21 protein-coding genes are annotated in these 26,191 nt (G+C 60.0%); 9 read left to right on the forward strand and 12 right to left on the reverse strand.

Translation table 11 applies throughout. The annotated features are described in order from the left end of the window. Positions 1–44 precede the first annotated feature (44 nt). The 4 genes from purT to AD665_RS12240 form a co-directional block, all read right to left on the reverse strand. Positions 45–1,226, reverse strand: coding sequence for a formate-dependent phosphoribosylglycinamide formyltransferase (gene purT, locus AD665_RS12225; RefSeq protein WP_024780903.1), 1,182 nt, complete (start codon positions 1,224–1,226; stop codon positions 45–47). Positions 1,227–1,328: 102 nt separating this feature from the next. After that, positions 1,329–1,796 carry a VUT family protein gene (locus AD665_RS12230; protein ID WP_024780904.1) on the reverse strand — a complete coding sequence of 156 codons (468 nt, stop codon included), beginning with the start codon at positions 1,794–1,796 and terminating at the stop codon, positions 1,329–1,331. 240 nt (positions 1,797–2,036) lie between these two features. Then, positions 2,037–2,822 (reverse strand): siderophore-interacting protein, encoded by a 786-nt coding sequence (locus AD665_RS12235; protein ID WP_024780905.1) that lies wholly within the window; start codon positions 2,820–2,822, stop codon positions 2,037–2,039. Continuing rightward, positions 2,815–3,396 carry a PadR family transcriptional regulator gene (locus AD665_RS12240; RefSeq protein WP_024780906.1) on the reverse strand — a complete coding sequence of 194 codons (582 nt, stop codon included), beginning with the start codon at positions 3,394–3,396 and terminating at the stop codon, positions 2,815–2,817. The genes AD665_RS12235 and AD665_RS12240 overlap by 8 nt, the downstream gene beginning before the upstream one ends. Positions 3,397–3,814: 418 nt before the next feature. Here AD665_RS12240 and AD665_RS12245 point away from each other — a divergent pair, with 418 nt between their 5' ends. The 8 genes from AD665_RS12245 (at position 3,815) to AD665_RS12280 (ending at position 12,130) form a co-directional block, all read left to right on the forward strand. Then, complete coding sequence (locus AD665_RS12245; protein WP_024780907.1) at positions 3,815–4,300, forward strand: CS1 type fimbrial major subunit; 486 nt, start codon at positions 3,815–3,817, stop codon at positions 4,298–4,300. Positions 4,301–4,416: 116 nt separating this feature from the next. Further along, the gene (locus AD665_RS12250; RefSeq protein WP_024780908.1) at positions 4,417–6,951 is read left to right on the forward strand and encodes a CS1-pili formation C-terminal domain-containing protein; all 2,535 of its coding nucleotides are present in this window, start codon (positions 4,417–4,419) and stop codon (positions 6,949–6,951) included. A gap of 148 nt (positions 6,952–7,099) precedes the next feature. Then, positions 7,100–8,356, forward strand: coding sequence for a hypothetical protein (locus tag AD665_RS12255; RefSeq protein ID WP_024780909.1), 1,257 nt, complete (start codon positions 7,100–7,102; stop codon positions 8,354–8,356). A gap of 46 nt (positions 8,357–8,402) precedes the next feature. After that, positions 8,403–9,647: a hypothetical protein gene (locus tag AD665_RS12260; RefSeq protein ID WP_053192254.1), complete on the forward strand. Its 1,245-nt coding sequence runs from the start codon at positions 8,403–8,405 to the stop codon at positions 9,645–9,647. Positions 9,648–9,706: 59 nt separating this feature from the next. Continuing rightward, positions 9,707–10,450, forward strand: coding sequence for a pilus assembly protein (locus tag AD665_RS12265; protein ID WP_024780911.1), 744 nt, complete (start codon positions 9,707–9,709; stop codon positions 10,448–10,450). Between the two features lie 45 nt (positions 10,451–10,495). After that, positions 10,496–10,978, forward strand: a complete 483-nt coding sequence (locus tag AD665_RS12270; protein ID WP_024780912.1) for a CS1 type fimbrial major subunit — start codon at positions 10,496–10,498, stop codon at positions 10,976–10,978. Between the two features lie 124 nt (positions 10,979–11,102). After that, entirely contained in the window at positions 11,103–11,597 is a 495-nt protein-coding gene (locus AD665_RS12275; RefSeq protein WP_024780913.1) for a CS1 type fimbrial major subunit, read from the forward strand. A 38-nt stretch (positions 11,598–11,635) separates the two neighbouring features. Beyond that, the gene (locus AD665_RS12280) at positions 11,636–12,130 is read left to right on the forward strand and encodes a CS1 type fimbrial major subunit (RefSeq protein WP_024780914.1); all 495 of its coding nucleotides are present in this window, start codon (positions 11,636–11,638) and stop codon (positions 12,128–12,130) included. Positions 12,131–12,132: 2 nt separating this feature from the next. Here the strand turns inward: AD665_RS12280 and AD665_RS12285 are convergent, their stop codons facing one another. Together AD665_RS12285 and AD665_RS12290 are read right to left on the reverse strand one after the other, a co-directional pair. Further along, complete coding sequence (locus tag AD665_RS12285) at positions 12,133–15,258, reverse strand: transglycosylase domain-containing protein (protein ID WP_024780915.1); 3,126 nt, start codon at positions 15,256–15,258, stop codon at positions 12,133–12,135. Positions 15,259–15,413: 155 nt separating this feature from the next. Continuing rightward, positions 15,414–15,872, reverse strand: coding sequence for an REP-associated tyrosine transposase (locus AD665_RS12290; RefSeq protein ID WP_053192256.1), 459 nt, complete (start codon positions 15,870–15,872; stop codon positions 15,414–15,416). A 433-nt stretch (positions 15,873–16,305) separates the two neighbouring features. On the opposite strand from AD665_RS12290, the gene AD665_RS12295 reads away from it, so the two are divergent. Further along, a complete protein-coding gene (locus tag AD665_RS12295; protein WP_024780917.1) occupies positions 16,306–17,727 on the forward strand; it encodes an amino acid permease in 1,422 nt (473 codons plus the stop codon). 68 nt (positions 17,728–17,795) lie between these two features. Here the strand turns inward: AD665_RS12295 and AD665_RS28170 are convergent, their stop codons facing one another. The 6 genes from AD665_RS28170 to AD665_RS12325 form a co-directional block, all read right to left on the reverse strand. Next, positions 17,796–18,092, reverse strand: a complete 297-nt coding sequence (locus tag AD665_RS28170; RefSeq protein ID WP_080996585.1) for a fibronectin type III-like domain-contianing protein — start codon at positions 18,090–18,092, stop codon at positions 17,796–17,798. A 370-nt stretch (positions 18,093–18,462) separates the two neighbouring features. Beyond that, positions 18,463–20,088: an OpgD/OpgG family glucan biosynthesis protein gene (locus AD665_RS12305; RefSeq protein ID WP_053192260.1), complete on the reverse strand. Its 1,626-nt coding sequence runs from the start codon at positions 20,086–20,088 to the stop codon at positions 18,463–18,465. A gap of 131 nt (positions 20,089–20,219) precedes the next feature. After that, positions 20,220–21,839, reverse strand: coding sequence for an FMN-binding glutamate synthase family protein (locus AD665_RS12310; protein WP_053192262.1), 1,620 nt, complete (start codon positions 21,837–21,839; stop codon positions 20,220–20,222). Between the two features lie 171 nt (positions 21,840–22,010). After that, the gene (locus AD665_RS12315; protein ID WP_024780921.1) at positions 22,011–23,417 is read right to left on the reverse strand and encodes an ATP-binding protein; all 1,407 of its coding nucleotides are present in this window, start codon (positions 23,415–23,417) and stop codon (positions 22,011–22,013) included. Beyond that, the gene (locus AD665_RS12320) at positions 23,414–25,216 is read right to left on the reverse strand and encodes a DAHL domain-containing protein (protein WP_024780922.1); all 1,803 of its coding nucleotides are present in this window, start codon (positions 25,214–25,216) and stop codon (positions 23,414–23,416) included. Before AD665_RS12320 ends, AD665_RS12315 begins: the two co-directional genes overlap by 4 nt. Beyond that, positions 25,213–26,172, reverse strand: a complete 960-nt coding sequence (locus tag AD665_RS12325; RefSeq protein ID WP_053192264.1) for a cytochrome-c peroxidase — start codon at positions 26,170–26,172, stop codon at positions 25,213–25,215. The genes AD665_RS12320 and AD665_RS12325 overlap by 4 nt, the downstream gene beginning before the upstream one ends. Between the last annotated feature and the right edge of the window lie 19 nt (positions 26,173–26,191).

Genomic DNA, 26,191 nt, shown 5'->3' on the forward strand with positions numbered 1-26,191 from the left:
GCGGGCAAGCCTTGCTCCCACAGGGCACAGCGCCAGTCAGGATTTTAGAGTTCGATCTTCACCGCCTGGGAAGCCCGGGTCGCCTTGGCACGAGCGGCTTCGATGGACTCGTCGCGGGCCAGGGCAACGCCCAGGCGGCGTTGGCCGTTGACTTCCGGTTTGCCAAACAGACGCAGCGCGGTGTCCGGTTCGCTCAGGGCCACGCCAAGGTTGGCGAAAGCGGTCTGGGTCGACTGGCCTTCCACCAGGATCACAGCCGACGCCGATGGACCGAACTGACGGATCAGCGGGATCGGCAGGCCGAGAATCGCGCGAGCGTGCAGAGCGAACTGCGACAGGTCCTGGGAAATCAATGTCACCAGTCCGGTGTCGTGAGGGCGCGGAGAAACCTCGCTGAACCACACCTGATCGCCCTTGATGAACAGCTCGACGCCGAACATTCCACGGCCTCCCAGGGCTTCGGTCACCGCCCTGGCGACGCGCTCGGATTCGGCCAGCGCTGCCGGGCTCATGGCCTGGGGCTGCCAGGATTCCTGATAATCGCCTTTTTCCTGGCGGTGACCGACCGGCGCACAGAAGGTGGTACCGCCGACATGACGCACGGTCAGCAAGGTGATTTCGTAGTCGAAGTCGATAAAGCCTTCAATGATGACCCGGCCCTTGCCAGCGCGGCCGCCTTCCTGGGCGTAGTCCCAGGCTTTCTGTACGTCATCGCTGCTGCGCAGCAGGCTCTGGCCCTTGCCCGACGAGCTCATCACCGGCTTGACCACACACGGGAAGCCCAGGCTTTCAACGGCCTTGCGGTAATCTTCCACGGTGTCGGCGAAGAAGTACGGCGAGGTCGGCAGGCCCAGCTCTTCGGCGGCCAGGCGACGGATGCCTTCGCGGTTCATGGTCAGTTGCGCGGCACGGGCGGTGGGGATCACGGTGAAGCCTTCGGCTTCCAGTTCCACCAGGGTGGCGGTAGCGATGGCTTCGATTTCCGGCACGATGAAATGCGGCTTCTCGGCCTCGATTACCGCACGCAGGGCGGCACCGTCGAGCATATTGATCACATGGCTACGATGGGCTACTTGCATGGCCGGTGCATTGGCGTAGCGATCCACGGCGATCACTTCCACGCCCAGGCGCTGCAATTCGATTACCACTTCCTTGCCCAGCTCACCGCTGCCACACAACAAAACGCGGGTCGCGCTGGGCGACAAGGGAGTTCCGATACGGGTCATCTGAAGGTCCTCAAACAGGAGCGGATCATCGAGGGTCGCGCGCCGGGCGAGCTTCCCATAGGGAGAAAGCGCGGCATTTTACATGAACCACGGGGTTTGGCTTCAGCCGACGACGGCCTGTTTGCGCAAACGCCAGGCCATGATCAGCCAGACAGCGGTGACCCCGGCGAATTTCGAGGCCAGTGCGGTGATCACCACCGGTGGGGTCAGGGCATCGATCAGGCCGAAGAAGATGAAGGTATCGAGGGGAATGCTCAGCGCCGAGCTGATCCACAACCGATCATGCAACGGACGCTTGGTGACCGTGAACACCAGCCAGTCGATGCACTCGGATACCGCGAACGCCGTGGCGCTGGCCAGGGCGATGGTCGGGTCCGAGGTGACATAGGACAACACCAGCGCCGCCAGCATTGCCGCGATGGCGCCATGGCCGAACCGGGTCTGCACCATGTCCCGCAGGATGAATACCAGGCCACCCCAGGCCGACCAGATGATGTCCAGGTGCGGTGCGGCGGAAAAGGCGTAATTGATCAGCACGACGCTGGCGATGTAGGCGATCAGGAAAAGCATGGGGCGGGGCACCTGTTTAACAAATTTCTCAAGGGCGACTAGGAACTGTGGCGAGGGGATTTATCCCCGTTGGGTTGCGTAGCGGCCCCCATCACTGAAGTCTCAATCTACCTGACACCCCGAGTTGACTGGGTTTAGGGCTGCTTCGCAGCCCAGCGGGGATAAATCCCCTCGCCACAGATAAATCCCCTCGGCACAGATAAATCTGCCTTGCTGCGGCAGGCCGGGTTTGTCAGAGGATTATTCCTCCTCGCTACCATCCGCCTTCCAATAACCCACCGCTTTTACGAAGTTCTGGTCCAACCCTTTCTCCTCCAGCAACACCTTGCGAATCTGCCGAGACACCTTGCTTTCGGTGGCGACCCAGGCGTACAGCTTGCCGCCAGGTACTTCCAGTTGACGGACGGTGGTCAGCAGGCTGTCGTGGCGACCTTCGCGCAGCACCCAGATCACGTGGACCTGCGCGGAGCTATGCAGCACTTGTTGTTCGGCACCGTTTTCCACTTCCACGACCACCAACGCACGCCGGTTGGGTGCCAGGCCCTCGAGGCGACGAGCGATGGCGGGCAGGGCGGTTTCGTCACCGATCAGCAGGTAACTGTCGAAAATGTCCGGCACGATCATCGAGCCCCTTGGCCCACCGATGTTGAGGTACTGCCCAGGCTCAGCCTGGGCCGCCCAGGTCGAGGCGGGGCCGTCGCCATGGAGCACGAAATCGAGATCCAGCTCCAGGGTCTCCAGGTCATAGCGGCGTGGGGTGTAGTCGCGCATTTCCGGCAGTGTGCCCTGGGCCTTGCCGGCGCTGGGATCGAAAGTTTCCAGGGCGGCCCGTTCCCCGGCGTTCTGGGGGAAAAACAGTTTCACATGATCATCCGTGCCCAGGCTGACAAACCCGGCCAGTTCCGGCCCACCGACGGTGATGCGGCGCATGCGCGGTGTCAGGTCCACCACCCGCAGTACTTGCAGGCGACGACGCTTGATCTCGTGGCTGACACGGTGAATGGTGTTTGGATCGATTTCAGTCATCGCTTGACTCCGAGACAGGGGGACGGGCGGGGCCGTCAATGATGGCTTTGGCGGTGTCGTTGAGCAGGTCGCGTATCCGCAGGATTTCTTCCGGACTCCAGCGATCCTGGTGTCTCTGCAGGGCACGCCGCAGATTACCCACCGCTTCGTGGATTTCAGCCGGTCGATCCTGCTCGCGCAGGATGCGCTTGCTGGCTTCAACGCGCATCCGCACACCCTCCAGTGCCTCGGCCTGGTCGTGAAGGAATAGACGTCCGACGTCGGTTGCGCTGTAACATTTTTTCCCGCCCTCGGCGTCTCCGCTGACCATCTTACTCATTTCCAGGTGGGTCAGGGTGGGATAGATCACGCCGGGACTCGGGGTGTAGGCGCCGTCGAACATGGCCTCGATCTGGCGAATCAGCTCATAGCCGTGACAAGGCTTTTCGGCGATCAGTGCCAACAGCAGCAACTTCAGGTCGCCGGCAGCGAACACCCGAGGACCGCGCCCACCGCGCTCACGACTGGGCGGGCGTCGTTCGAAGCCATCGCAATGGTCTTGTTCGCGAGTGGGGGGGCAATAAGGAACTGTCATCTATCTGCTCTCTGTTCTGCATAAATAGAACCGAGATATATCTTTGACTGTAGATATATCTTCGACTATAGATATATCTTTGTTAAAAGATATATCTCAGCTGCGTCATACTTGAAGTGAAACAAGACCTTACCTGAATCCCTTATGGATGCGGGACGAAACCGGATGGGCGTTGGGAGGTTTTAACCGCAACTAGTGAGAGTGTCGGAAAGCTCTTACATTCGAAGTCACGCCTTATCAAGAAATGCGTATTTTTCTTTGTTTTGCGTGTGCGATTTACTACATGAAGCTGCGAACTTTCCTGCTTATTTTTAATTAAAGAGCGACGATCATGCACCGGCGTTGAAGGGGCACGCCAAGCTGTATTGATGTGCAACTTCGGCCCTTCTCTCTTTATTGCTATGAACAGGTGTTAACAATGCTCATGAAAATCGTAACCGTCGCTTCTCTGACCGCCGCGGCCCTGAGTTCTTCGCTGGCCTTCGCTGCCGATGACGCACGTTCGTCCATCCACATCACCGCGAATATCCCGACCATGCAGTTTCATGTGCAGCCACGTGACGGGAACTGGGGTAAGGACGAAACCATGTCCTACAACACGGTCAGCGGTACCCTGACTTCGCTGCGTCAGACCTATGACGTGAAGAACACCGACGGTTCCGTCAATGCCTATATCGAAGGCGGCCCGGCTTCGCTGTACAACGGCAGCGATGCCATCGCCCTGACCACGACCTTCAATGGCGTCACCCTGACCGCCCTGTCCCAGGAAGTGGTCGATGACGCAACTTCCACCCCGGGTACCCAGGCCGAGATGACCATCGTTCCGGCCAAGCCGCTCGCTACCCAGAACGGCCTGTACACCGCCGACATGACCGTCATCTTCGACGCCGTGCCGCGCCCGTAAGGCCATTCGTTGCCCGGTGAGCCTCTCCTCGCCGGCAGCAGGCCGGCCGGTTCTCCCCAGCCGGTCGGCCTGAACCTGAAACACACCGAAAGCTCGCTGATTATGAGAGTCCGTTGATGTTACCGATGACACCCATCGCGGGTGCGCTCGCGCTGTTGTTGTGCGCGAGTGCATTGGCCGCGCCGACTGCCCCCGGTACGACACCGACAAGCCTGCTGTCCCAGGCCAAGGGCCTGCCGGCGGAGTTTGAAGCCCACTTCTTTGACGTGCCATTGGCTGTTCGTATTGAGCTCAATCAACAGTATCTCGGTGAAGCCATGGTGGTCTTGACGCGGGATGATCGCATTACCCTGCTTGAATTCACCGACACCCACGACAGCACGATCAAAGCCGCCGAGCGGGACCAATGGGAGCAGACACTCAAACAGGGACAACTGTTAGGTGCCTGTGAAAAGAACTGCACCGCCGGGCTGCTGGCGGTGCACTACAGTCTTGAAAATTCACTGGTGTCGATCCTCACCCGGGATGTCGAGCGCAGTACCGAAGCACTGCGCTATCACGACCAGCCCCAAGGCGGCAGCCTTGGCCTGATCTTCAATAACCAACTCAATATCAATGGTGGCCAGGAACAGGAAACCGGTGGCCGCTATGGCATCAACGCCAGTTCCAGCGTGGGTAACTGGAGCCAGTCCCTGGACCTCCAGCTTTCCCGCCTGGGTGGGCCGGACGACAAGATCTACCACGCCGTCCATGAGCTCTTTACCCAACGTGAGTTGGAAGGCCATTTTTTTCGACTGGGTTATTTCACCCCCAGCTCCGATGGCTTGAACCGTCAGATCCGTTCGTTCGGTGCCAACCCTGACACCGCATTGGGCGTGATGTACGGCAGCTCCGACAGCCTGGTGGTCGAAAACCCCAAGCCCAGCGTCTACCCCATTTACGTCACCGCGAGCCGCCAGGCTTCGGTAGAGATTTATCGCAGCGGCCTGCTGATCAATACCCAGGCCGTCAGCGCAGGCTTGCAGAGCCTGGACACTCGCCCGTTGCCCGGCGGTATCTATGAAGTGGAAGTGCGGCTGATCGAGGATGGGCAAACCACCGCCACCAGCCAGGAACTGGTCTACAAACCAAACAATTGGAACAGCACCGAGGAGCGCTGGCGCTACAACCTGTTCGCCGGTCGCGAAACCCGGCTCTGGAGCAACTGGGAAGAACAGCCGTCGGGGTTCACCACCGCGGGATTTGGCGTCAACTACCTGCTGCACCCGCGGGTCATCGTCGGTGGTTCCGCCCGCCAGGTGCAGGACAAGCTGCAGGTCGGCACGTCGATAGACTGGACGCTGGCCTCTCACACCAGCCTGTACGCCAACGTCTACCAGACCGAACAGTACGGCAACGGCATGGACGTACAGGCCCTGTACAGCTATGGCCAAGGCAGCCTCGTCGCCAGTCATAACCGCAGTTGGCTGGACACCCGCAACACTTACGAAACCCTGCCGGACGGCACTCGCATTCGGCAACGCAATGTGTTCGTCGGCCAGACCAGCAACTCATCGCTGTCGGTCAACCACCGTTTGAGCAACAAATCTTCCGTCAGCGGACGGCTGGCCTATAGCGAAGGCAATGTCCAGGGCGCGGGCCTGGACCTGGGCTGGACCCAGCGCGGCAAGTTGCGTGGCAGCGATGCCAACTGGCGGTTGTCGGTGTTCGATCGTCCCGGCACCTCGAGCACCAGCGACCGTCGCAATCGCGGCGTGGACCTGAGCTTCAGCGTGGCACTGGGCGGGCCGGGCGAGTATTGGTCGGGCAGCATCGGCACCCGCACCTCCCGCGAGGGGGACCGGGACAACAACGCGTCGCTGACCTATCGCCGTGACCTCCAGGATCATGTGCTGCAGAGCGTCTCCGGCACGGCGCTGACCGACACCTATGGCGTGGGCCTGTCCGGCATCGCCAGTTTCAGCACCGAATCGCTCTATGGCGACGGTTTCCTCCAGCGTTCGTCCTATAACGACAATCTCACGGGCGGCCTGAACCTGAGCAGCACCGTGGCCGTCGGCGGCCAGAAAGCCGTCTTCACCGGTGTGCCCCAGGGCCGTGGCGCGGGGATGATCGTCGACGTGGAAACCGACCTGGACAACATCATCCTGCGCGCCGACGACTTGACCGGCGGCAGCACCACATTGCACCCGGGCCGTAACTTCGTGCCGATCACCGCCTACCGCAACAGCATGGTGACCTTCGACTTCGAGGGCGTGCATCCACCGGCGGCGAGCATCGAGCCGGCACGCACCCGTTATCACCTGAACAAGGGCGGCGTGGACTACCGCAAGGTCAGCGTGCTGAAAACCGTGACCGTGCTCGGCCGACTGCTGGACGAACAGGGGCAACCGCTCAGGGGCCATCACGTGATCAATCACGCCAGCCGCGGTGTCAGCGAAGCGGACGGATTCTTCTCCATGGAGATGAATGCCGCATCCCCGACCCTGGAAGTGCGCTACGACAACCAGCTGTTCTGCCGCTTCCGTCTCGACCCGGAAAACGCCAGTAACGAAGGCGATGTATTGATGATCGGCGACCTGCGTTGCACGCCGGACAGCCTGGCTGATAGCTCACTGGCCGCGGCCGACCCGGCGAAGCAGCGTTCATGAGTTGTGGGAGCAAGGCTTGCCCGCGATGAACGATAACGCCGTTCGCGTGAAGACCGAGGCGCCTGCATCGCGGGCAAGCCTTGCTCCCACTGTGAAATTTTCTCCCAAAAACTTGCAGGGATTTGCTTTGACGTATGAGGTTGTATAAATGAAATTCTTATCGGTAGCCGTGAGCAGCGTGGTCTCGATGCTGTTGCTTGCCTGCGTGCCTGCTGCCAATGCCGTGAACCAGAATATCAGCGCGATATTCAGGCCCGATGCTTCGAAGCCAAACCTGAATCAATTTACCAATACCACCCCGGTCAGTGGCTATTGCACCTTCTATCCGGCGGATTGCGCGGCCACCAAGATATTCAGTATTCAGTTGCCTATCCGCTTCAATTCGGTCGGCCCTATTCAGGCGAATCACACTGACTACCGGCAAGGGGCGACGTTCAAGGTGCCCGCCAACTGGCGTACCGCCCAGGTGACTCATGCCGGCACGGGTGAAATTGAAACCGTTGAAGTGCGCTTTTCGGGAATCGGTTCGAGATACCGTCTTCCGATGAACGTGCTCGAACTGATAGGTAATCCAAGCATAGACCTTACGCTGGCACACAACCGGTTATGGGGCGGTTATGGGCACAGTTGGGTGAACCCCCCTTCACCTTGCGGATACACCGGTCACGGAGGTCTGAACGCGACGACTTACCGGTTTTTCTGGAAGACCCGAGTCGAAGCGGCTTGCTCCAAAAAGAGTAGTTTTCTGATCCCCAGCCTGGTTTACGACTATCTGGACTTTGCCTACGAACTGCGCACTCCGAACCCCTTGAAAATGTCGAGTGGTTTGTACACGGGTTCTTTGACCTACAGCATTGGGCCGGGCCAGGATCTGGACATGGGCGATATCATGATCCCCTCCGATCCGATACTCACGTTCGATTTCAAGCTGACTGTCGAGCACACCCTCAAGGTCGAAGTTCCTCCCGGTGGCAATCGCGTGGAGTTGGTGCCTCAGGAAGGCTGGCAAGCCTGGCTCAACAGCGGACGCAAGCCAACGCGCCTGTTCCGTGACCAGCGCTTCCATATCTCCGCCTCATCCCGTTTCAAGATGGCGCTCGAATGCCAATACATCAGCGGCAACACCTGTGCGATTGCCGAAACCGATACCGGCCACACGGTGCAGGTGAACGTCGGCGTGACCCTGCCCGATGGCGTGACGGACGGCGCGGGGCAACCGGTCAACCGACGCCGGTTGTTGCGCGATGGCAGTGGCACCGAGTTGTTCCAGCCCGGCTTATACGTCGATCGCCGGCTCGGGATGCTGCATTTCGAAGTGGACCGCAGCAGTGTCGAAGCGATGCTCGATACCGGCGCCACGCATTACGCCGGCGATGTCACGGTGATCTGGGATTCGGAAGTTTAAAGGGCCTGGATTGGCCAGCCTGAGGCGAAAGGAAGGTGACGGATTGATGAAAGGTCTACCAGTAGCAGTGCGTAGTGTGGTTTCGGTGATGTTATTGGCCGGCGCATCGACGGCCCATGCCGTGAGCAAGGAGATCACCGCAGTCTTCAGGCCCGATCCTTCGAAGCCCCACGAGAATAGCTTTCGAAATACCACGCCGGTCTCAGGGTACTGCGCCTTTTACCCGGCAGACTGTGACAGGGAGAGCATGTACAGCCTTCAGTGGAACATCAACTCGTATTCCAATGCGCCCATCCAGGCCAATCATGCGGATCTGCGGCAAGGGGCGATATTCCATGTGCCTGCCAATTGGCGTCTGGCGCAGGTCACTCATACCGGCACAGGCGAGACTGAAATCGTCCAGGTGCGCGTCGCCGGCATTGGCTCGATGTATTTCCTGCCGGTCAGCGTGATCGACCTGGTCGGAGGGGGAGTGGACATGGGGACCGCTCATGCGATGTTGTGGGGCTCCACCTGGAAGTATGCCCCTGCACCTTGTCGGTCCAGCAGCCAATCGAGCTTGAACGACCGTGCCTATTCCTTCTTCTGGAAAACACCGGTCGAAGGGAGCTGTGCCAAAAGGGCCCGTTACCTGATCCCAGGCATGGAGTACACCTCCATGAACTTCGCCTACGAACTGCGCACCCCCAACCCGTTGAAGATGTCGTCCGGCCAATACACCGGCTCTCTGGTCTATGGCATCGGTCCGGGGCAGGACTTCGACTTCGGTGACCTGATGATCCCCAATGAATCGGTGATCACTCTCAATTTCAAACTCGATGTCGAGCACACCCTCAAGGTCGAGATACCCCCCGGCGGCAACCGTGTGGAACTGGTGCCCCAGGAGGGCTGGCAAGCCTGGTTGAACAGCGGGAGCAAACCGACGCGGCTGTTTCGCGACCAGCGCTTCCATATCTCGGCCTCGTCTCGTTTCAAGATGAGGCTCGAATGCCAGCACGTCAGCGGCAATACCTGCGCGATCTCGGAAACCGGCACCGGCCATGCCGTGCCGGTGGACATCAAGGTGACGCTGCCCGAAGGCCTGACCGACGCCGGCGGGCAACCGGTCGACCAACGTCCGCTGCGGCTTGACGGCAGCGGCACCGAGCTGTTCCAGCCGGGTTTTTACGTCGATCGCAGGCTGGGAATGCTGCACTTCGAAGTCGCCCGGGGCAGCGTCGAGGAGATGCTGGACAGTGGCGCCAAGGCCTACACCGGCAGCGTCACGGTGATCTGGGATTCGGAAGTCTAGTGGCCTGCTGGCCAGAATATTTCAGTGAGTTGCGTTCAATGCATGAGGTTAAGCAAGTGATGAAACATCTATGGGCATGGGTTGGCTTTTCCCTGTTCTGCGGCGTGGCCGAGGCCGGTCCGCAGATCGGTGTCGGGGTGGTCTACGACTACCTGGACGGCAACAAGACCACGTACATGAAGCGGGTGTTCAACGGCGGGACGTCGACGGCTTTCGTCAAGGTGAACATCCTGGAAATCATCTACAACGAGGACGGCACCTACAGTGAGGTGCCCTTGCAGAACCAGGCCAGTGCCCAGGCCAGGGATGGCCTGATGGCCAGCCCGGCGCGCCTGATCGTGCCGGCCAACGGTGTGCAGGGCACGCGGTTGCTGTTCATGGGCAACCGCGACAAGGAGCGCTACTTCCGTGTGCGCTTCGTACCGGTGGTGCCGGAAGCGGAAGACGAATTCGCCGTCAGCGCGGAAGAGCGCGAAGCCTATAAAAAAGAGCGCGTGGGGGCCGGGGTCAAAGTACTGGCGGGTTACGGCACGGTGTTCTTCGTGCGGCCCAAGGACACGCGCTTCGACACTGTGATCGATAACAACACCAATCGCTACGTGCTGCGCAACAACGGCAACAGCGTGGTGGTGATCGATGAGTTCAAGGACTGCGAAGCAAAGAAAGAGAACGAATGCCGCCCGACCACCAAGCATCACGTCATGACCGGCCGGACGTTTTCGTTCGACAAGGAAGCGGGGCGTGAATATCGCTTCACCCTGATCGAAGGCAGCAAGACCCGGAACGTCGAGATCAAGAGCTGACGGAGACCGTCGCTGAACCGTCATTGACGCAAGAGGTAAATCAAAATGATCAAGACACGGCTACGGCCCCTCGCATTGATGGCCTTGCTGATGCCCTGGACTTCGGCCTGGGGGGCTGTCGAGAGGGAAACCTTCGAACTCTACGTGACCATCCCGACGGCCGACTTTTATGTGTTGCCCCTCGACCCGCAGTTGGTCCAGCGGGAACAGCGCCTGCCGTTCAGCACCATCACCTCGGACCTGAGCCCGTTGCGGGCCATTTACGAGGTGAAGAACAGCAACGGCTCCATTGGCGCGCGCCTCGGGGAGGAGGCTTATCTGTCCAATGGCCTTGATCGCATCGACTTGCGCGTGCGCTTCAACGGCGTCGAACTGACCCTGGATTCCGCCCAGGTGGTCTCGGCCACCGAGGCACGGCCGGGCCGACAGGTGCCGCTGGAAATCGCCGCCATCAAGCCCGATGACGACTACAAGCCTGGCGACTACTACGGCACGGTACACATGGTGTTCGACGCCACGGCGCCGTAGGGCGAACGGAACACATTGAGTCAGTAGAGAACCTTTGCGGTGAGGGAACAGGCTCCCTCGCCACGGGTTAGCAGTAGTGGCATGGACGCTTCTTTAACAATAACGATGAAAAAAGGTAGCAAGCATGTTCAAGCAATTTGTCTCCGTCATGGCCCTGGGCGCCGCGACCCTGAGTTCTTCGCTGGCGTTCGGGGCCGATGATGCGCGGTCCGCCATTCATATCAAGGCGAACATTCCAACCCAGCAGTTTCATGTCCAGCCACGGGATCCAGAGTTCGGCAAGCACGAGGTCATGCATTACAACCCGCTGAACGACGACCTGGGCATTTTGCGCCAGATCTTCGACGTGAAGCACACTGAAGGTTCGATCCACGCCTACATCGAGGGCGGCGCGGCGTTCCTGTCCAACGGCAATACCAGAATCCCGTTGAGGGTCCGGTTCAACAAAGTCCGTCTGGATGGCTTGCCTCGGGAAGTCGTGGACGATGCGTCCTCCACGCCCGGTACCCAGGTCGAGATGACGATCCGTGCCGATGCCATGCCGGTCCAGCGCCGGCCAGGCTTCTACACCGGCGACTTCACCGTGATCTATGACGCGGTACCGCGGATCTCTGCTTGACCCATCTCTGTTGCTCACAGCTAAAAAAGGTATTTGGCATGTTCAATAAAAAGGTAGCTGCAATGGCCCTGGGCGCCGTTGCCCTGAGTGCTTCGCCGGCGCAGGCGGCGGATGATGCACGCTCGTCGATTCACATCACGGCGAACATTCCGACCCAGCAGTTCCATGTGCAGCCCAGGGATCCGGAGTTCGGCAAGGATGAGGTCATGTATTGGGACCCGGTGAAGAGTCAACTGACCCCGGTACGCCAGACCTTCGACGTGAAGAACACCGACGGTTCGGTGCATGCCTATCTCCCGGCTGGTCAGCCGGCGCTGACCAACGGTAGCAGCGCCATTCCTCTGCTTGTCCGGTTCAACAACGTCACCCTGACTTCCACGCCCCAAGAGGTGGTGGATGACCCCACGTCCACCCCAGGTACGCAGGCAGAGATGGTCATCTATGCCTCGACCATACCGCTCCCCGACCAGACAGGCCTGTTCAACGCCGACTTCACGGTGATCTTCGACGCGGTACCGCGGGTGATCCGGTAGTTCTACCCTGGCGACGAGGCTCCCTGGCGCGCCACCAACGGCGTGCACTGGGTATGGCTGCCCGGCTGCAAGTAGGGCGTGAGAAACGGCGCCATCCCTTTGAGCACCTGCACCGGCAAGGCTGAGGTGAACTTGAAATTCTGCGCCGAGGCCCCGGGTACATAGGCGGTGAGGGTGCCGAAATGGCTGTCGCCGATGTAGAACACGAAGGTGGCCGTGCGGTTGATCGCCTTGGAGCTGATCACTCGTCCACCGGCGCCGATGGCTTCGATGCGGTTGTCGCCGGTGCCGGTCTTGCCGCCCATGGCCAGCGGCGTACCGTCGGCCAGTTTGAAACTGCCGGCCACCCGTTTCGCGGTGCCGGCATCCACCACCTGGGACAACGCACCGCGCAGGGCGAGGGCCACTTCAGCCGGCATCACGCGCTTGCCTTTATCCGGATCATTGACCAGTTGGGTTTCGTAGGGGGTATCGACGGCAAAGTGCAGGCTGTCGACCCGTAGTGCCGGTTGGCGGATGCCGTCGTTGAGAATGGTGCCCACCAGCTCCGCCAGTGCGGCAGGGCGGTCGCCGGAGCTGCCGATAGCCGTGGCCAGCGAGGGCACGAGATGGTCGAACGGATAGCCGACTTTCTGCCAGCGCTGGTGGATATCCAGGAACGCTTCGATCTCGAGCATAGTGCGTATTCGACTGTCGCGGGCGCTCTTGTGCCGACTCTTGAACAACCAACTGTAGACTTCCTGGCGTTCGAACTCACTCGCCTTGACGATCTGGCTGAACTTGGCGTCGGGGTTGTTCAGCAGGTACCCCATCAACCATAGATCGAGCGGGTGGACCTTGGCGATAAAGCCCTGGTCCGGCAGGTCGTAGGCGCCGGGACCGTAGCTCTGGTAGAGCCGTTCCAGGCGTTCATCGGTGAGCTTTTCGTTGCTCTTGACCGATTTGAGGTGCGAGCGCACGAAGCGGTTGAAACTGTCCTGGCTGTCGTTGGGGAAGAAATAGCGATGCACGGCGGCCAGGCGGATCGCGGTAGGGTGCATGCTGTCGAGAAAGGTTTCGAGGCGCTGGCTGGTGTCCTTCTTCTGATACTTCTTCCAGAACCTGAGCAGGAACGAGGTGCCTTCGCGGTCAGCGAATTGGGCCAGGTATTCCTGGCGCCGCGGGTTACTGTCGTCCTTGAGCAATTCGGCGCTGTTGTTGGGGCCAGCATACGTGGCGTAGCGCACCAGATCGCGCATCAGGCGGATGAAGGGCAGGTTGATCGACTCCCGCAACGCATCACGCAAGCTGGGGTTGCGGCCATTGTCTTCGCTGCGGAAGTTGTGGAAGGTGTGCAGCCCGCCGCCGGTAAAAAATGCCTCGCCAGGGCTGGCGGAATACGTACGATCCAACGCCGCCTCAAGCATCTTCGACAGGCTGCGGTCGCTGTTCTGGATCAGGTAGTCGACAGCCCAGCGGGACAGGCGATCCTGTTCGGCGACATCGACTTTTTTCAGAGTCGCCGGGGTTTCAGCGCCATAGCGGTCGTGCAACTCGGCAATGATCTGCAAATAGGTGGTGAGCACCCGCAGCTTGGCGGTGGAACCGAGTTCGAGTTTGCTGCCTTCGTTGATGTCGAAAGGCTGGTCGGTGCTGTCGGTCTGCACCCGCACGCGTGAACCGTCCGGGGTCAGTTCCAGCAGGGTAAAGCTGTAGCGCACCTGGGTGGTGCTGGTGGGGGTGAGCAGGCGTTCTCCCATCAGACCGATCTCGGTCGCGAAAGCCGGGTCGGCCAGGCGCTTGAGGTACTCGGTGGCTTGGGTCTGCAGGTCGTTCTGCAAGGTGCTGGTGGCGGACAGGTCCAGGCGATCGAGGTCGTACAAGGGACGGTTGAGCAACGTGGCGAGCCGACCGCGGGCGGCGCTGATGCCTTTGTTGGTTTCGTTGGGCTGGATCGTCGGTTGTTGCACCCAGTCGCGATAACTGACTTTGCTTGCCAGGGCGGCATCGGCCAGGGCGCCGTCGATCACACCATTCTGGGTCAGCAGCCGGATGTGGCTGTCCGTCAGGCTTGCCAGTTCGTCATGGCCCCTGGACAAGTAGTGGGACGGGCGGCGCTGAGCGATCATCAACGACAGCATCTCCCTCAGCGCCAGCCCCTTTTCCGCCAGGCTCCGCGGATCGGTGGCGGTGCTGAACAACTGCTCATTGGCCCGGTTGAAGTCGGCGCCGTACCAGACCCGCAGACCTTCAGCCATGCCGTGGACCTCTCCATGCCCTGGTACGGCGGAAAGCGGCACGCTGTTGAGGTAGTCACGCACGATCCGTTGCCGCGCCTCGAGGGTCTGCGGACCGGCCCGATAGGCGCGCACGCTGGCGGAAATCATCTGGCGGATTTTTTCTCCCCCCGAGACGGTCAGGCCATCGGGAGAGTGGCGGTACTTTTCCAGTTGCGTCGCCAGGGTGCTGCCCCCGGCCGACTGTCCCGGCAGGTTCAACAGCTTGGCCACCTGCGACCACGCCGCCATGCCGAAGCGCGGCCAGTCCACCGCCGGGTTGGCCTGGGGCTGGCGGGGATCGAGCAGGAAGCGGTTCTCGATGAACAGCAAGCTCTGCACGACCACGGGGGGGATGACGTCGAAACTGGCATACAGCTGTTGTGGGTACTTGAACTGATACAGCGGCGCGGCGCGGCAATCGGTGATGGTCAGGCCGGCCTGGATCTTTTCCGGGTAGGGCACGAACAGGCCTTTTCCGACGTAGTCCATCAAGGCCGGCGAAAACCGTGTCTGGGCCTGGATCACGTAGTTGCGCTTGAGCAGTCGCGGCAGGAACTCCCCCAGCGAGCTGTAGCCCAACCGTCGGTCGAATGGGCCGGCACCGGGGTAGACGATGGCATCGCTGGGCCCCGGTTGCAGCGAATAGCTCAGGGAGGCAGCGTATTTGCTGATCTCCCTGGCCTGGAACCTGGAGGTACGCATTTCCTTGGCCGCCGCGAGCCCGACCACCACGACAATAATCAGCAGTAGTAACCAGAACGCCCGCCAGCCATGCCGCGCGCGGCGTTTTTTTTGGGGTATAGGCGCTTCTTCCATACGTTCAGTCGGGACCACAGGTTTGTTCGAATCGGTTTGCCATAGAGCGCCCATAGTCGACTGATCCATTCACGCAGATTGATCGGACTTGCTTGAAGCTTAGACGGTGGTTTGCGTGGGGGAGGGAAATTGTGGGCAGGCCGGCACCCTGAAATCCTGTAGGCACCATGCAACCCTGTGGCGAGGGGATAAATCCCCTCGCCACAGCTTCAGAACCAGATGGCATCCCAGAGCGGGTAATCGCCAATTCGGCTTACCAGCCCCGCACGAAGCGGATTGGCAATGATGTAGCGGGTGACGGGCTGCAAGTCTTTGTTGTCGCGGATTGCGCGGTCGTGGAAGCCGCTTTGCCAGAGCGGACCCGAAGCTCCAGTCGTACGGTTGACGCTATGTGTGCATCGGGCCTTGACCGCGCCGACGACGTGACTCAGATGAGCATCCTTGATTTGCAATAGCCAGTGGAAATGATCCGGCATCACCACCCAGGCCAAGGAGTTAACCAGGCCCGAGTCATGGGCGCGTTTAAATTCAGCTACTAACAATCTTCCGACTTTGCAGTCAGCGAATATTGGACGTCGTCGATGAATGACAGCAGTTACCAGGTAGCCGCGCCCTTGCTCCGAACAGCGACCTCGGCGCAAGCGATGGGAATTGGGGCGTGGATGCATTCCTTGCTTCCTTTGAAGAGGGTGTCAATGCAGCCTAGCCATGTAGGTATTTCCGAGACGCTGAGACGTGTGAGCGAAGATTCCGATGACTGTGTAGTACCTCTGTGGCGAGGGGGTTTATCCCCGCTGGGCTGCGAAGCGGCCCTAAAACCAGACTACTCGGTGTATCAGGCAGAATTGAGTCTGCTGCTTTGGGGCTGCTGTGCAGCCCAGCGGGGATAAATCCCCTCGCCACAGAGGGCGGTGCTCTTAAATCCCCTGTAATTCCGGTCAATGCATCTCCAAAAACCCAACTTTTGCTGTGGCTTATCCCTGAATTTCCAAGGTTTTACAGTGAAACTCTCTATCCTCGGCTTTTTATACTGCACGGCCCATCGGCCTGTGGCCTTGGAACCCGGTGGCTAATCCAATAACAAAACGGAGTTGTATCCCTATGCCTGTCGGCAATCCTCTGCCCCCTGGCGAGACCGCTCAGGGCGGTCCGCTCAAACGTGAACTCGGTGAACGGCATATCCGCTTGATGGCGCTTGGCGCCTGCATCGGTGTCGGGTTGTTCCTCGGTTCGGCCAAGGCCATCGAAATGGCCGGCCCTGCGATCATGCTGTCCTACATCATCGGTGGCCTGGCGATCCTGGTGATCATGCGCGCCCTCGGCGAGATGGCTGTGCACAATCCGGTGGCCGGTTCGTTCAGCCGTTATGCCCAGGATTACCTCGGCCCGCTGGCCGGTTTCCTGACCGGCTGGAACTATTGGTTCCTGTGGCTGGTGACCTGCGTGGCGGAAATCACCGCGGTGGCGGTGTACATGGGCATCTGGTTCCCCGATGTGCCCCGCTGGATCTGGGCCCTGGCCGCACTGCTCAGCATGGGTACGATCAACCTGATCGCGGTCAAGGCCTTCGGGGAGTTTGAATTCTGGTTTGCCCTGATCAAGATCGTGACCATCATCGCCATGGTCATTGGCGGCGTGGGCATTATTGCCTTCGGGTTCGGCAATGATGGCGTGGCGCTGGGCATTTCCAATCTCTGGACCCACGACGGGTTCCTGCCCAATGGGGTACAGGGTGTACTGATGTCTCTGCAGATGGTGATGTTCGCCTACCTGGGCGTGGAGATGATCGGCCTGACCGCCGGTGAGGCGAAGAACCCGCAGAAAACCATTCCCAACGCCATCGGTTCGGTGTTCTGGCGGATCCTGCTGTTCTATGTCGGCGCGTTGTTCGTGATCCTGTCGATCTATCCTTGGAACGAGATCGGCACCCAGGGCAGCCCCTTTGTGATGACGTTCGAGCGCCTGGGCATCAAGACCGCCGCCGGCATCATCAACTTCGTGGTGATCACCGCTGCGCTGTCGTCCTGCAACGGCGGCATCTTCAGCACCGGGCGGATGCTCTACAGCCTGGCGCAGAACGGCCAGGCCCCGGCCGGTTTCGCCACCACCTCGGCCAACGGAGTACCGCGCCGCGCATTGCTGTTGTCCATTGCCGCGTTGCTGCTGGGCGTGTTGCTCAATTACCTGGTGCCGGAAAAAGTCTTCGTCTGGGTAACCTCCATCGCCACCTTCGGTGCTATCTGGACCTGGGTGATGATCCTGCTGGCCCAGCTCAAGTTCCGCAAAGGCCTGAGCGCTTCCGAGCGTGCCGCCCTGAAGTACCGCATGTGGCTGTATCCGGTCAGCTCGTACCTGGCCCTGGCCTTTCTGGTGCTGGTGGTGGGACTGATGGCGTACTTCCCGGATACACGGGTGGCGCTGTATGTAGGACCGGCGTTTCTGGTGCTGCTGACGGTGCTGTTCCACACTTTCAAGTTGCAGCCTACGGGTGAGGCTCAAGGTTCGGTGAGTTCGGTCCAGTGATGCGATAGATCTGGCGAGGCCATTGTCAGACTTGACGGTAGCCTCGCTCGATTTCGAATGATCGAGCGCTAACGCAATGACGTCTCGCGCAACAACCGTGGAATGGCCGAGCGTTGTTTGTTCAGGCTTGCCCCTGACGTCACTTCGAAACTGGCCTGGTTATCAGTGGCGGAGCTACCTCCGACGTAAACCGTGAATGTCCCGGATTCGACAACCGGTAGAAAATCGGTATCGAGTGACGCGAAGTCGTCCTGATCGAGCGTGAACCCTACGGTTCCTGTTTCCCCTGGAGCGAGCTTGACCTTGGAGAAACCACGTAGCCGATGCCTCAGCCAGCGGCACGGGAAAGACGGTGCGAAACCCATGGATCACGTCGAAGGAAAACAACAAGGGAATATGCAGGCGCGAGCCTTGCACAGCCTGCTGCTGTACTTTGCGGGTGTTTTCCGCCCCATACACTCCGAGCACTGAGCCAACCGCCGCGACGTCAGGGGCGTGTTGGGCTTTGGTGTCGATCATCGGGCCAGTGGCCGTGAGTTGCATGCCCAGTTGGGTCAGTTGACCGGCTTTTTCTTCGAGCGTCATTGCCTGATCAATTGTTCGATAAAGACCCTCTCATTTCTATCCAGGTCGTTATCGCTGCCTGTGAGTTCAAGTCCGATCATGGCAAACAGTGTACCAACCAGGGTGGCAGTAAAAAGATGGTTCATGGTGTCGGACCCTTCGCAGGCTACGTCAGGTGGGCACCGGATACGTCTTCTTCGCGGCTGATGGAAGCTCGGCCGTGTGGTACTGGTAAAGCCAGGTTTCGGTAAGCGTCTCGCCTTTGAGGCTCAGATACAGGCGCATTTCGACCGGCTCGCCAGGCTCGACACTTAAATCGAATTGCGCGTACCAGCGATCGGCTTGTCCGTCTGGGACTATTCCCGAGAAAATATTCGAAAACGTCCCTCTGGAGGCCCAGAGCACGGCTTCGGGCTTCTCGCTTGGGGCGAGTTTTTCCAGCGGAGCGCCTGAGAATTCGACGAAGAACTTGCGTACGCCCTTGGGGCGCGGCCGGCCTGCCAGGCCCCCATTGCCCAGGCGCGTAGCCACGCAGCGTGCGAGGCTGGAGGGATAGGGTTCTTCGGACAGCCAATGCAGCCGATATTTGAAACGGTATTGATTACCGGCCTCGGCGGGCTCTTTGGGGACCCACATTGCGACGATGTTGTCGTGGATCTCATCGTCGGTGGGGATTTCCACCAACTGTACGCTGCCGTTGCCCCAGTCCCCCAATGGCTCGACCCACAAGCTGGGACGGCGTTCATAGTGCACCCCGTCCAAGTAATGGTCGAAAGAGCGGTCTCGCTGGAGCAGCCCGAAACCTCGGGGATTATTATCGGAAAATGCGCAGGCCATGGTGCGTGAGGGGTTGTTAAGCGGTCGCCAGATATGTTCACCCGCTCCTGTCCATAGCGCCAATCCGTCAGAGTCGTGTACTTCAGGACGCCAGTCGAGAGCGGCGGCCTTGGTCGCTTCGCCGAACCAATACATTGAAGTCAACGGCGCGATGCCGAAGCGGTCGATATTCTGGCGTAGAAACAGCGCGGCCTCGACGTCCATCAGCACACCCTTGGCGCGGCTCAACACAAAGCGATAGGCGCCACACAGACTGGGCCCTTCAAGCAACCCATACAGCGTCATGTTGGCTTGTCGGTCGTCGGTGGGTGTCTCGATCCAGAATTGGGTAAAGCCAGGGAATTCTTCGGCCATGCCCGCCTGCGCGACATTCAGTGCTATTCCCCGCGCTGAAAGGCCGTATTGGTACTGCTCTCCAATGGCCCGAAAATAGGAGGCTCCGACGAACGCCGCCCAATCGTTCTGCTTCCAATCAAGATCCTTTTGCTTGTCCAAACGGCTTTCCTGAAGACGCAAGCCGGCAAATCCTATATTGGAGGCCAGCGCCTGGGCCGGGCTGTCGGCGGGCATCTCGAAGAGCGATTTGTCGTAAGGGATTTCATGGGCGACGCCGTCGGCGACGACATGCATTTTGACCGGAATACGAAAGAACTCTCCCAGATGGAAGAAGGTGATTGGGTACAGGCCGGGCCCGTGGGCAAAAAGCGCACGTGTGCTGTCGAATCGAATCTTCTCCAGCGCCTCGTAATCAATGTTCGACAGCAACTGCTCGGGGATGGCGGTGGACTTGACATAGGGTTTGAGCGCCATTGCTTCGGCGAGCAGGATCAATGTGTCAAAGCTGAAGGGAGCCGGGGCGTCGGACTTCACGTCGCGGGCAAACGCAGGGATAGGCGTGGGCAACGAGGCCAATGCTGCACAGAGCGAGGTGAAGCTCACGAGATCGCGGCGCGTCAACATAGGATCTTCCCTGCAATTGAACGTCTGAGGGAATGTTCAATTGCAGGGGCGTGGCCGTCTACTGTCAGAGTTGACAGGTGAAGAGAGCCAGAACCTCGGCTGATCGGGGCTCTTGCGCCCTTCGTTAACGGTTACGCAACCTCCGTTTCCAAAGGCTCGAAACTGTCCGCCCGCGCCATCTGCCACATTCGCGAATAAAACGCGCCATTGACCTCGCCCGTCAGCAACTCCCCCGGCTTGAGAAACACATGCAGTTGGGAGAACAGCTTGATCTCGGTCGCGGACATCCGCCGGACCAAGTGCTTGGGTTGCAACTGCGATGGGTGTTCGAGGCCCGCGGCGGCGAGCATTTCCGCCAAGGCCTTGAGGGTGTTGCGGTGGAAGCTGTAGACCCGCTGGGCCTTGTCCGGGACGACCAGGGCGCGCTGGCGCAAAGTGTCCTGGGTGGCGACGCCGGTGGGGCATTTGTTGGTGTGGCAGCTTTGCGATTGGATGCAGCCGATGGCGAACATGAAGCCCCGTGCAGAGTTGGCCCAGTCGGCACCGATGGCCAGTACGCTGGCGATGTCGAAGGCGCTGACGATCTTGCCACTGGCACCGAGCTTGATCTTGTCCCGCAGGTTCAGGCCCACCAGGGTGTTATGAACGAACAGCAGGCCCTCGCGCAACGGCGCGCCGATGTGATCGGTGAACTCGACTGGTGCGGCGCCCGTACCGCCTTCCTTGCCGTCCACTACGATGAAATCGGGCAGGATGCCGGTTTCCAGCATGGCCTTGGCGATTCCCATGAATTCCCATGGATGACCCAGGCAGAACTTGAAGCCTACCGGTTTTCCACCGGACAACTCACGCAACTGCTGTACGAACTGCATCAACTCGATGGGCGTGGAAAATGCGCTGTGGGATGACGGCGATACGCAATCCTCGCCCATGCGGATGCCGCGGGTTTCGGCGATTTCCCGGGTGACCTTGTGCTTGGGCAGAATCCCGCCGTGGCCGGGTTTGGCGCCCTGGCTCATCTTGATTTCAATCATCCGCACCTGTGGGTTCCGGGCCTGGGTGGCGAAACGCTCCGGGTCGAAGTGGCCGTCCAGGGTGCGACAGCCGAAGTAGCCGCTACCCAGTTCCCAGGTCAGGTCGCCGCCGTGTTCACGGTGATAGGGGCTGATGCTGCCTTCACCGGTATCGTGAGCGAAGTTGCCGAGCTTCGCCCCCTGGTTCAACGCCCGGATAGCATTGGCACTCAGGGAACCGAAGCTCATGGCGGAAATGTTGAACACCGAGGCGGAGTAAGGCTGGGTGCATTGCGGGCCACCGACCGTTACGCGAAAACTGCCGGGGTCGCTCAACGGGGCCGGGCGCATGGAGTGGCCGATGAATTCGAAACCGGCCTGGTAAACGTCGATCAAGGTACCGAAGGGTTTATCGGCGCTTTCGTTCTTGGCCCGGGAATACACCAGTGAGCGCTGGGCGCGGGAGAAGGGCAGGGCATCGCTGTCGGATTCGAGCAGGTACTGGCGGATCTCCGGGCGAATGCCTTCGACCAGGTAGCGGATATTGCCCAGGATCGGATAGTTGCGCCGCACGGCATGGCGGCTTTGCAGCAGGTCGAACAGCCCCAGCAGGCTCAGCAGGCCTGTCACCAGTGCGATCGGCCAGAGCCAGTCATGCGCGAGGAACGGCAGGCTGGCGAGGGTGAACAGTACACAGCCGGCAAAGAAGGCGTAACGGCTCAGTAGCGACAGGCTCATGCGGTTTCCTTGGGGTAGGGGCGAAGGGCCATTCTGCGCTGGTGGCGAAACGCTGGGCAACCGGTGATGAGAGGATTTCATGTGCTCAGGGATTTATCTGTGGCGAGGGGATTCATGTGGCGCGGGGATGAATCCCCTCGCCACAGGGGCTCTTTCACAGATAAATCTGGGTCACCCCGCCAACTTCATCTGCCGCACCGGCAACTCGACCCGGAACGTCGTCCCCACCCCCACTTCGCTGCGCACGGTGATCTCGCCGTTGTGCTTCTTCACGATGCCATAGGACAACGACAGTCCAAGCCCCGTGCCCTGGCCGATGGGTTTGGTGGTAAAGAACGGGTCGAAGATTTTTTGCAGGGTTTCCGGTTCGATGCCCGAGCCGTTGTCGGCGACTTCGATCCACACGGTGTCGCCGTCGACGCCGTTGCGCAAGGTGATGGTGCCGCGTTCGGGACCGATGGCCTGGGCGGCGTTGACGATCAGGTTCATGATCACCTGATTGATTTGCGACGGCAGGCATTCGACTTCTGGCAGTGGGCTGTACTCCTTGATCACGTCGGCCTTGTACTTGATTTCGTTGGCCACGATGTTCAGCGTCGAATCCAAGCCCTGCTGCAGGTTCGCCATCTGCCATTCCTGGTTGGAGTCCACGCGGGAGAAGTCCTTCAGGTCCTTGACGATCTGTCCGACCCGGGCGATGCCATCCTTGGACTCCTTGATCAGCAGTGGAATGTCCTCGACAAGGAAATCCAGCTCCACTTGCTCGCGCAGCTTGGTCAAGTACATCACCAGCTCCGGCGAAGCGATGGCTTCTTCGGCATTGCCATAGGCCAGGAGCATTTCCTCCAGCTTGCTGAAGTAGCCGTCCAGCGCGCCCAGGTTGGAGGAAATGAAACCGATGGGGTTGTTGATTTCGTGGGCCACCCCGGCTGCCAACTGACCCAGTGAGGCGAGCTTTTCCGATTGCACCAACTGGGTTTCCAGCATCTTGCGCTCGTCGATTTCCATCTGCAGCAAGGTGCTGGCTTGTTTGAAGGCCTGGGTGCGTTGCTGCACCAGTTCTTCGAGTTTGTTCATTTTCAGTTGCGCGCGGGAGGTCATCTCCCACTTGGTGGTCAGGGTGTTGGCCATCTGCAGGACTTCGATGTTGTCGAAGGGCTTTTTCAGGATCAGCAGGCGGTCGTGGCCGTTCAGGCGGTCGAGCAGTTCATCCCAGGAATAATCCGAATAGGCCGTGCAGACCACCACCTGCAACTGCGGATCGCGCTTCCACAGTTCTTCTATGGTCTTGGCGCCGTCCCAGCCCTCGGGCATGCGCATGTCGACGAAAGCCAGGGCATACGGACGGCTCTTTGCAAGCGCCTCCTGCAGTTTGCTCAGGCCTTCCTGGCCGCCGTAAGCCGAGTCGAGCTCGAACACTGTGCCGGCCGGTTTCGGTGCCTCGCCGAACAGCGCGCTTTCCATGTCCTGCAGGTCGGCGTTGCTGTCGTCTTCGGGGGTGAGAATTTTGCGAAAATCCTCATGAATGGCGGGCGTATCGTCGATCAACAGGATGCGCCGGTTACTTAAACTGTTCATGAATCGTCTTCCGCGAGTTTCAGGGGCACGTGCAGTACAAACGTCGCCCCCTTGCCGGGTCCCTCACTGTGGGCGGTGAGGCGGCCGTTCATTTCGATGGCGGCCGTTGCACAGCTGTGCAGGCCGAACCCGTGGCCTTCCTTGCGCGTGGTAAAACCGTGGGCAAAGATTCGTGTCATGTTTTCTTCCGGGATACCTTCGCCCTCGTCCTTGACACTGATCTGCAACATCTCGTCATTTACGACCGCCGCACTCAATGTCATGTTCCGCGCATGATTCGAGACTCCGGCCATGGCGTATTTGGCGTTGCTGATCAGGTTGATCAGGATCAGCAGCAGCCGGTGCTTGTCGCCCATGATCCGAGGCACGTTACCGTATTCCTTGATCACCGTCACATGGTGTCGGGTCAGGGCACCGGAGTTCATGCGCAGGGCATCTTCAAGCAGTTCGCTGATCACCAGCGGTTCCATCACGCTGTTGGCCCCGGCGTAGGATTGCTGCGTGGAGACGATGTCCTTGATGTGGTCCACGCTCTTGCTCAACTGGGCCAACTCATCGATCAGGCTCTGCTGCTCGACTGCCATGGCGTCCACCAGCTGATTGAGATAACCGGGCAGCAGCTTGCCTTTCTCGTCCTCGGTGAGGAAATGCCCCAGGTCATGGGGATGCTCGTTGATCAGGCTCATCGCCTTGCCCAGTCCCTGGGCCTTGCTGCCGCGCAACTTGCGGCTGACCAGGTCGGCGGAGATGTTCACGCTGTTGAGCACGTTACCGACGTTATGCAACACATTGGTGGCGATTTCCGCCATGCCGGCCTGGCGGGCGGTGTCCATCAATTCGCTCTGGGTATCCTTGAGCTGGCGGGTGCGCTCTTCGACCCGTTGTTCCAGTTCGTCGTTGGCGGTTTGCAGGGCGTTGTTGACGCGCTTGATCTCGGCAACGCTGCGTATCAGCCGGATGGCCAGCCAGATCAATATCAATACCAGGAGAGTGGCGAACACCAGCAGGTACACATGATTGCGTTGGTACGTGTCGGCGGCCACTTCCTGGGCCTCATCGATCATGCGGGTAATGGTGTCCAGATGGTCGGAGACAGGAACGGCGTCGATGCCCTCCAGCAACTCATTGACCCGTGGTTGTTCGCGCAGGATCAGGGCGATGTGCCGGCTCAAGATATCGATAGAGTCATGCAGGCCCACCGGCAGGCGCTCCTTGTTGACATCCAGACGGTTCAGGCCAAGCAGTACCTCGGCGGCAATTTCACGGGTGGTGAGCTGAGAGAACTCCATGCTGCTGAGCAACAGGTCGTAGGTGTCGATGGCAACACTTTGCAGCTGCAGTTTGTCCTCGTCGGACAGCCGGGCGAACTCGGCCTGGATATCGTCTTCGGCGGTGGGCAGGAACGCCAGGGAATTGCGCAGCACCGCGTTGTGGGACTTGAACTGTTCCACCAGGCGGGTCTTTTCCTTGATGGCCTTGAGGTATTCGTCGCGCTGGGTCTCCCAGAGCGAGGGCGCACGGCGACCCGGCTCCGACTCAATGGCATCGAGGCGTTGCCACAGGCGCGTCATTTCGTGCAGCGGGGAAACCAGCGGGTCGTAGTTGTGGCTCAAGGCGATCCGGGATTTGAGTACCTCGTTGTCCCAGATCGCGTCCTGCTGCTTGAGCAGGCGGATCAGGTCCCGGGACTCAATGTACGAGGCCGCCTGCTGCGCACTCGAATTGACGTACATGAACAGCAGGACCGAGGCGAGCAGCGCGCCGATGAAGAACAGGCCGAAGCGACGAAGGGCAGTCATAACGGCTTGCCCTCGTATTCTCCGGTCAGGGTCTTGAGGAATTCGACGATCAGCTCCGTGTCGTTCTTCAAGGGTTCACGACCCAACTGGTACTTGAACATCACCTCCACCGCACGCTCGAGGGTCGGTGCGGAACCGTCGTGGAAATACGGTGCGGTAACGGCCACGTTACGCAGGCTGGGAACCTTGAAGACCTGACGGTCGTCTTCTTCGCCGGTGATGTTGAAACGACCCTCATCGACCCGGGTGAGGTTGCCCCGATCTCCGATGTAGTCACCCATGACGCCGAACTTCTGGAACATGTTGCCGCCGATGTTCACGCCTTGGTGGCAAGCGATGCAGCCGTATTCCTTGAAACGTTGGTAGCCGAACTTTTCCCGGGGGGTGAGGATATCGGTGTTGCCCAGCAGATACTGGTCGAAGCGCGAGTTGGGCGTCAGCAGCGTGCGCTCGAAATCCGCCAGCGCGCCCTGGATATTCGGTTCGGTGACGCCGTCGGGATAGGCGTTGGCGAAGTCCTTGGCATAACCCGGGTCATCGGCGATGCGCTTGACCACCGCTTCCCAGGTATTGCCCATTTCCGTGGGGCTGGTCACCACGGCGTGCACCTGGTCTTCCAGGGTATCGACACGGCCATCCCAGAACTGGTGGAAGTTCAGGCTGGCATTGAACACGGTAGGGGTATTGACCTCCACCGGCTTGCCATCAAAACCAATGGAAAGCCGTTTGTCGTCGGCCCCGCCCTTGTCCAGGCGATGGCAACTGGCGCAGGACAGGGTGTTGTTGACCGACAGCCGGGGATCAAAGAACAGCCGTTGGCCCAACTGGACGCGCTTGGGGTCCAGGGCCGGAACGGGGGGCAGCGGTTTGAGTGGCTCGTCCAGTGGTGCGGCGTGAGCAGCCACGCCCAAGCCCACGAGCAGGCCGAGAGCGATTAACAGTCCAGATGACGCCATCGGATGCTTCCTTGAATCT

It is taken from the genome of Pseudomonas corrugata, assembly GCF_001269905.1.
Lineage (GTDB): Bacteria > Pseudomonadota > Gammaproteobacteria > Pseudomonadales > Pseudomonadaceae > Aquipseudomonas > Aquipseudomonas corrugata.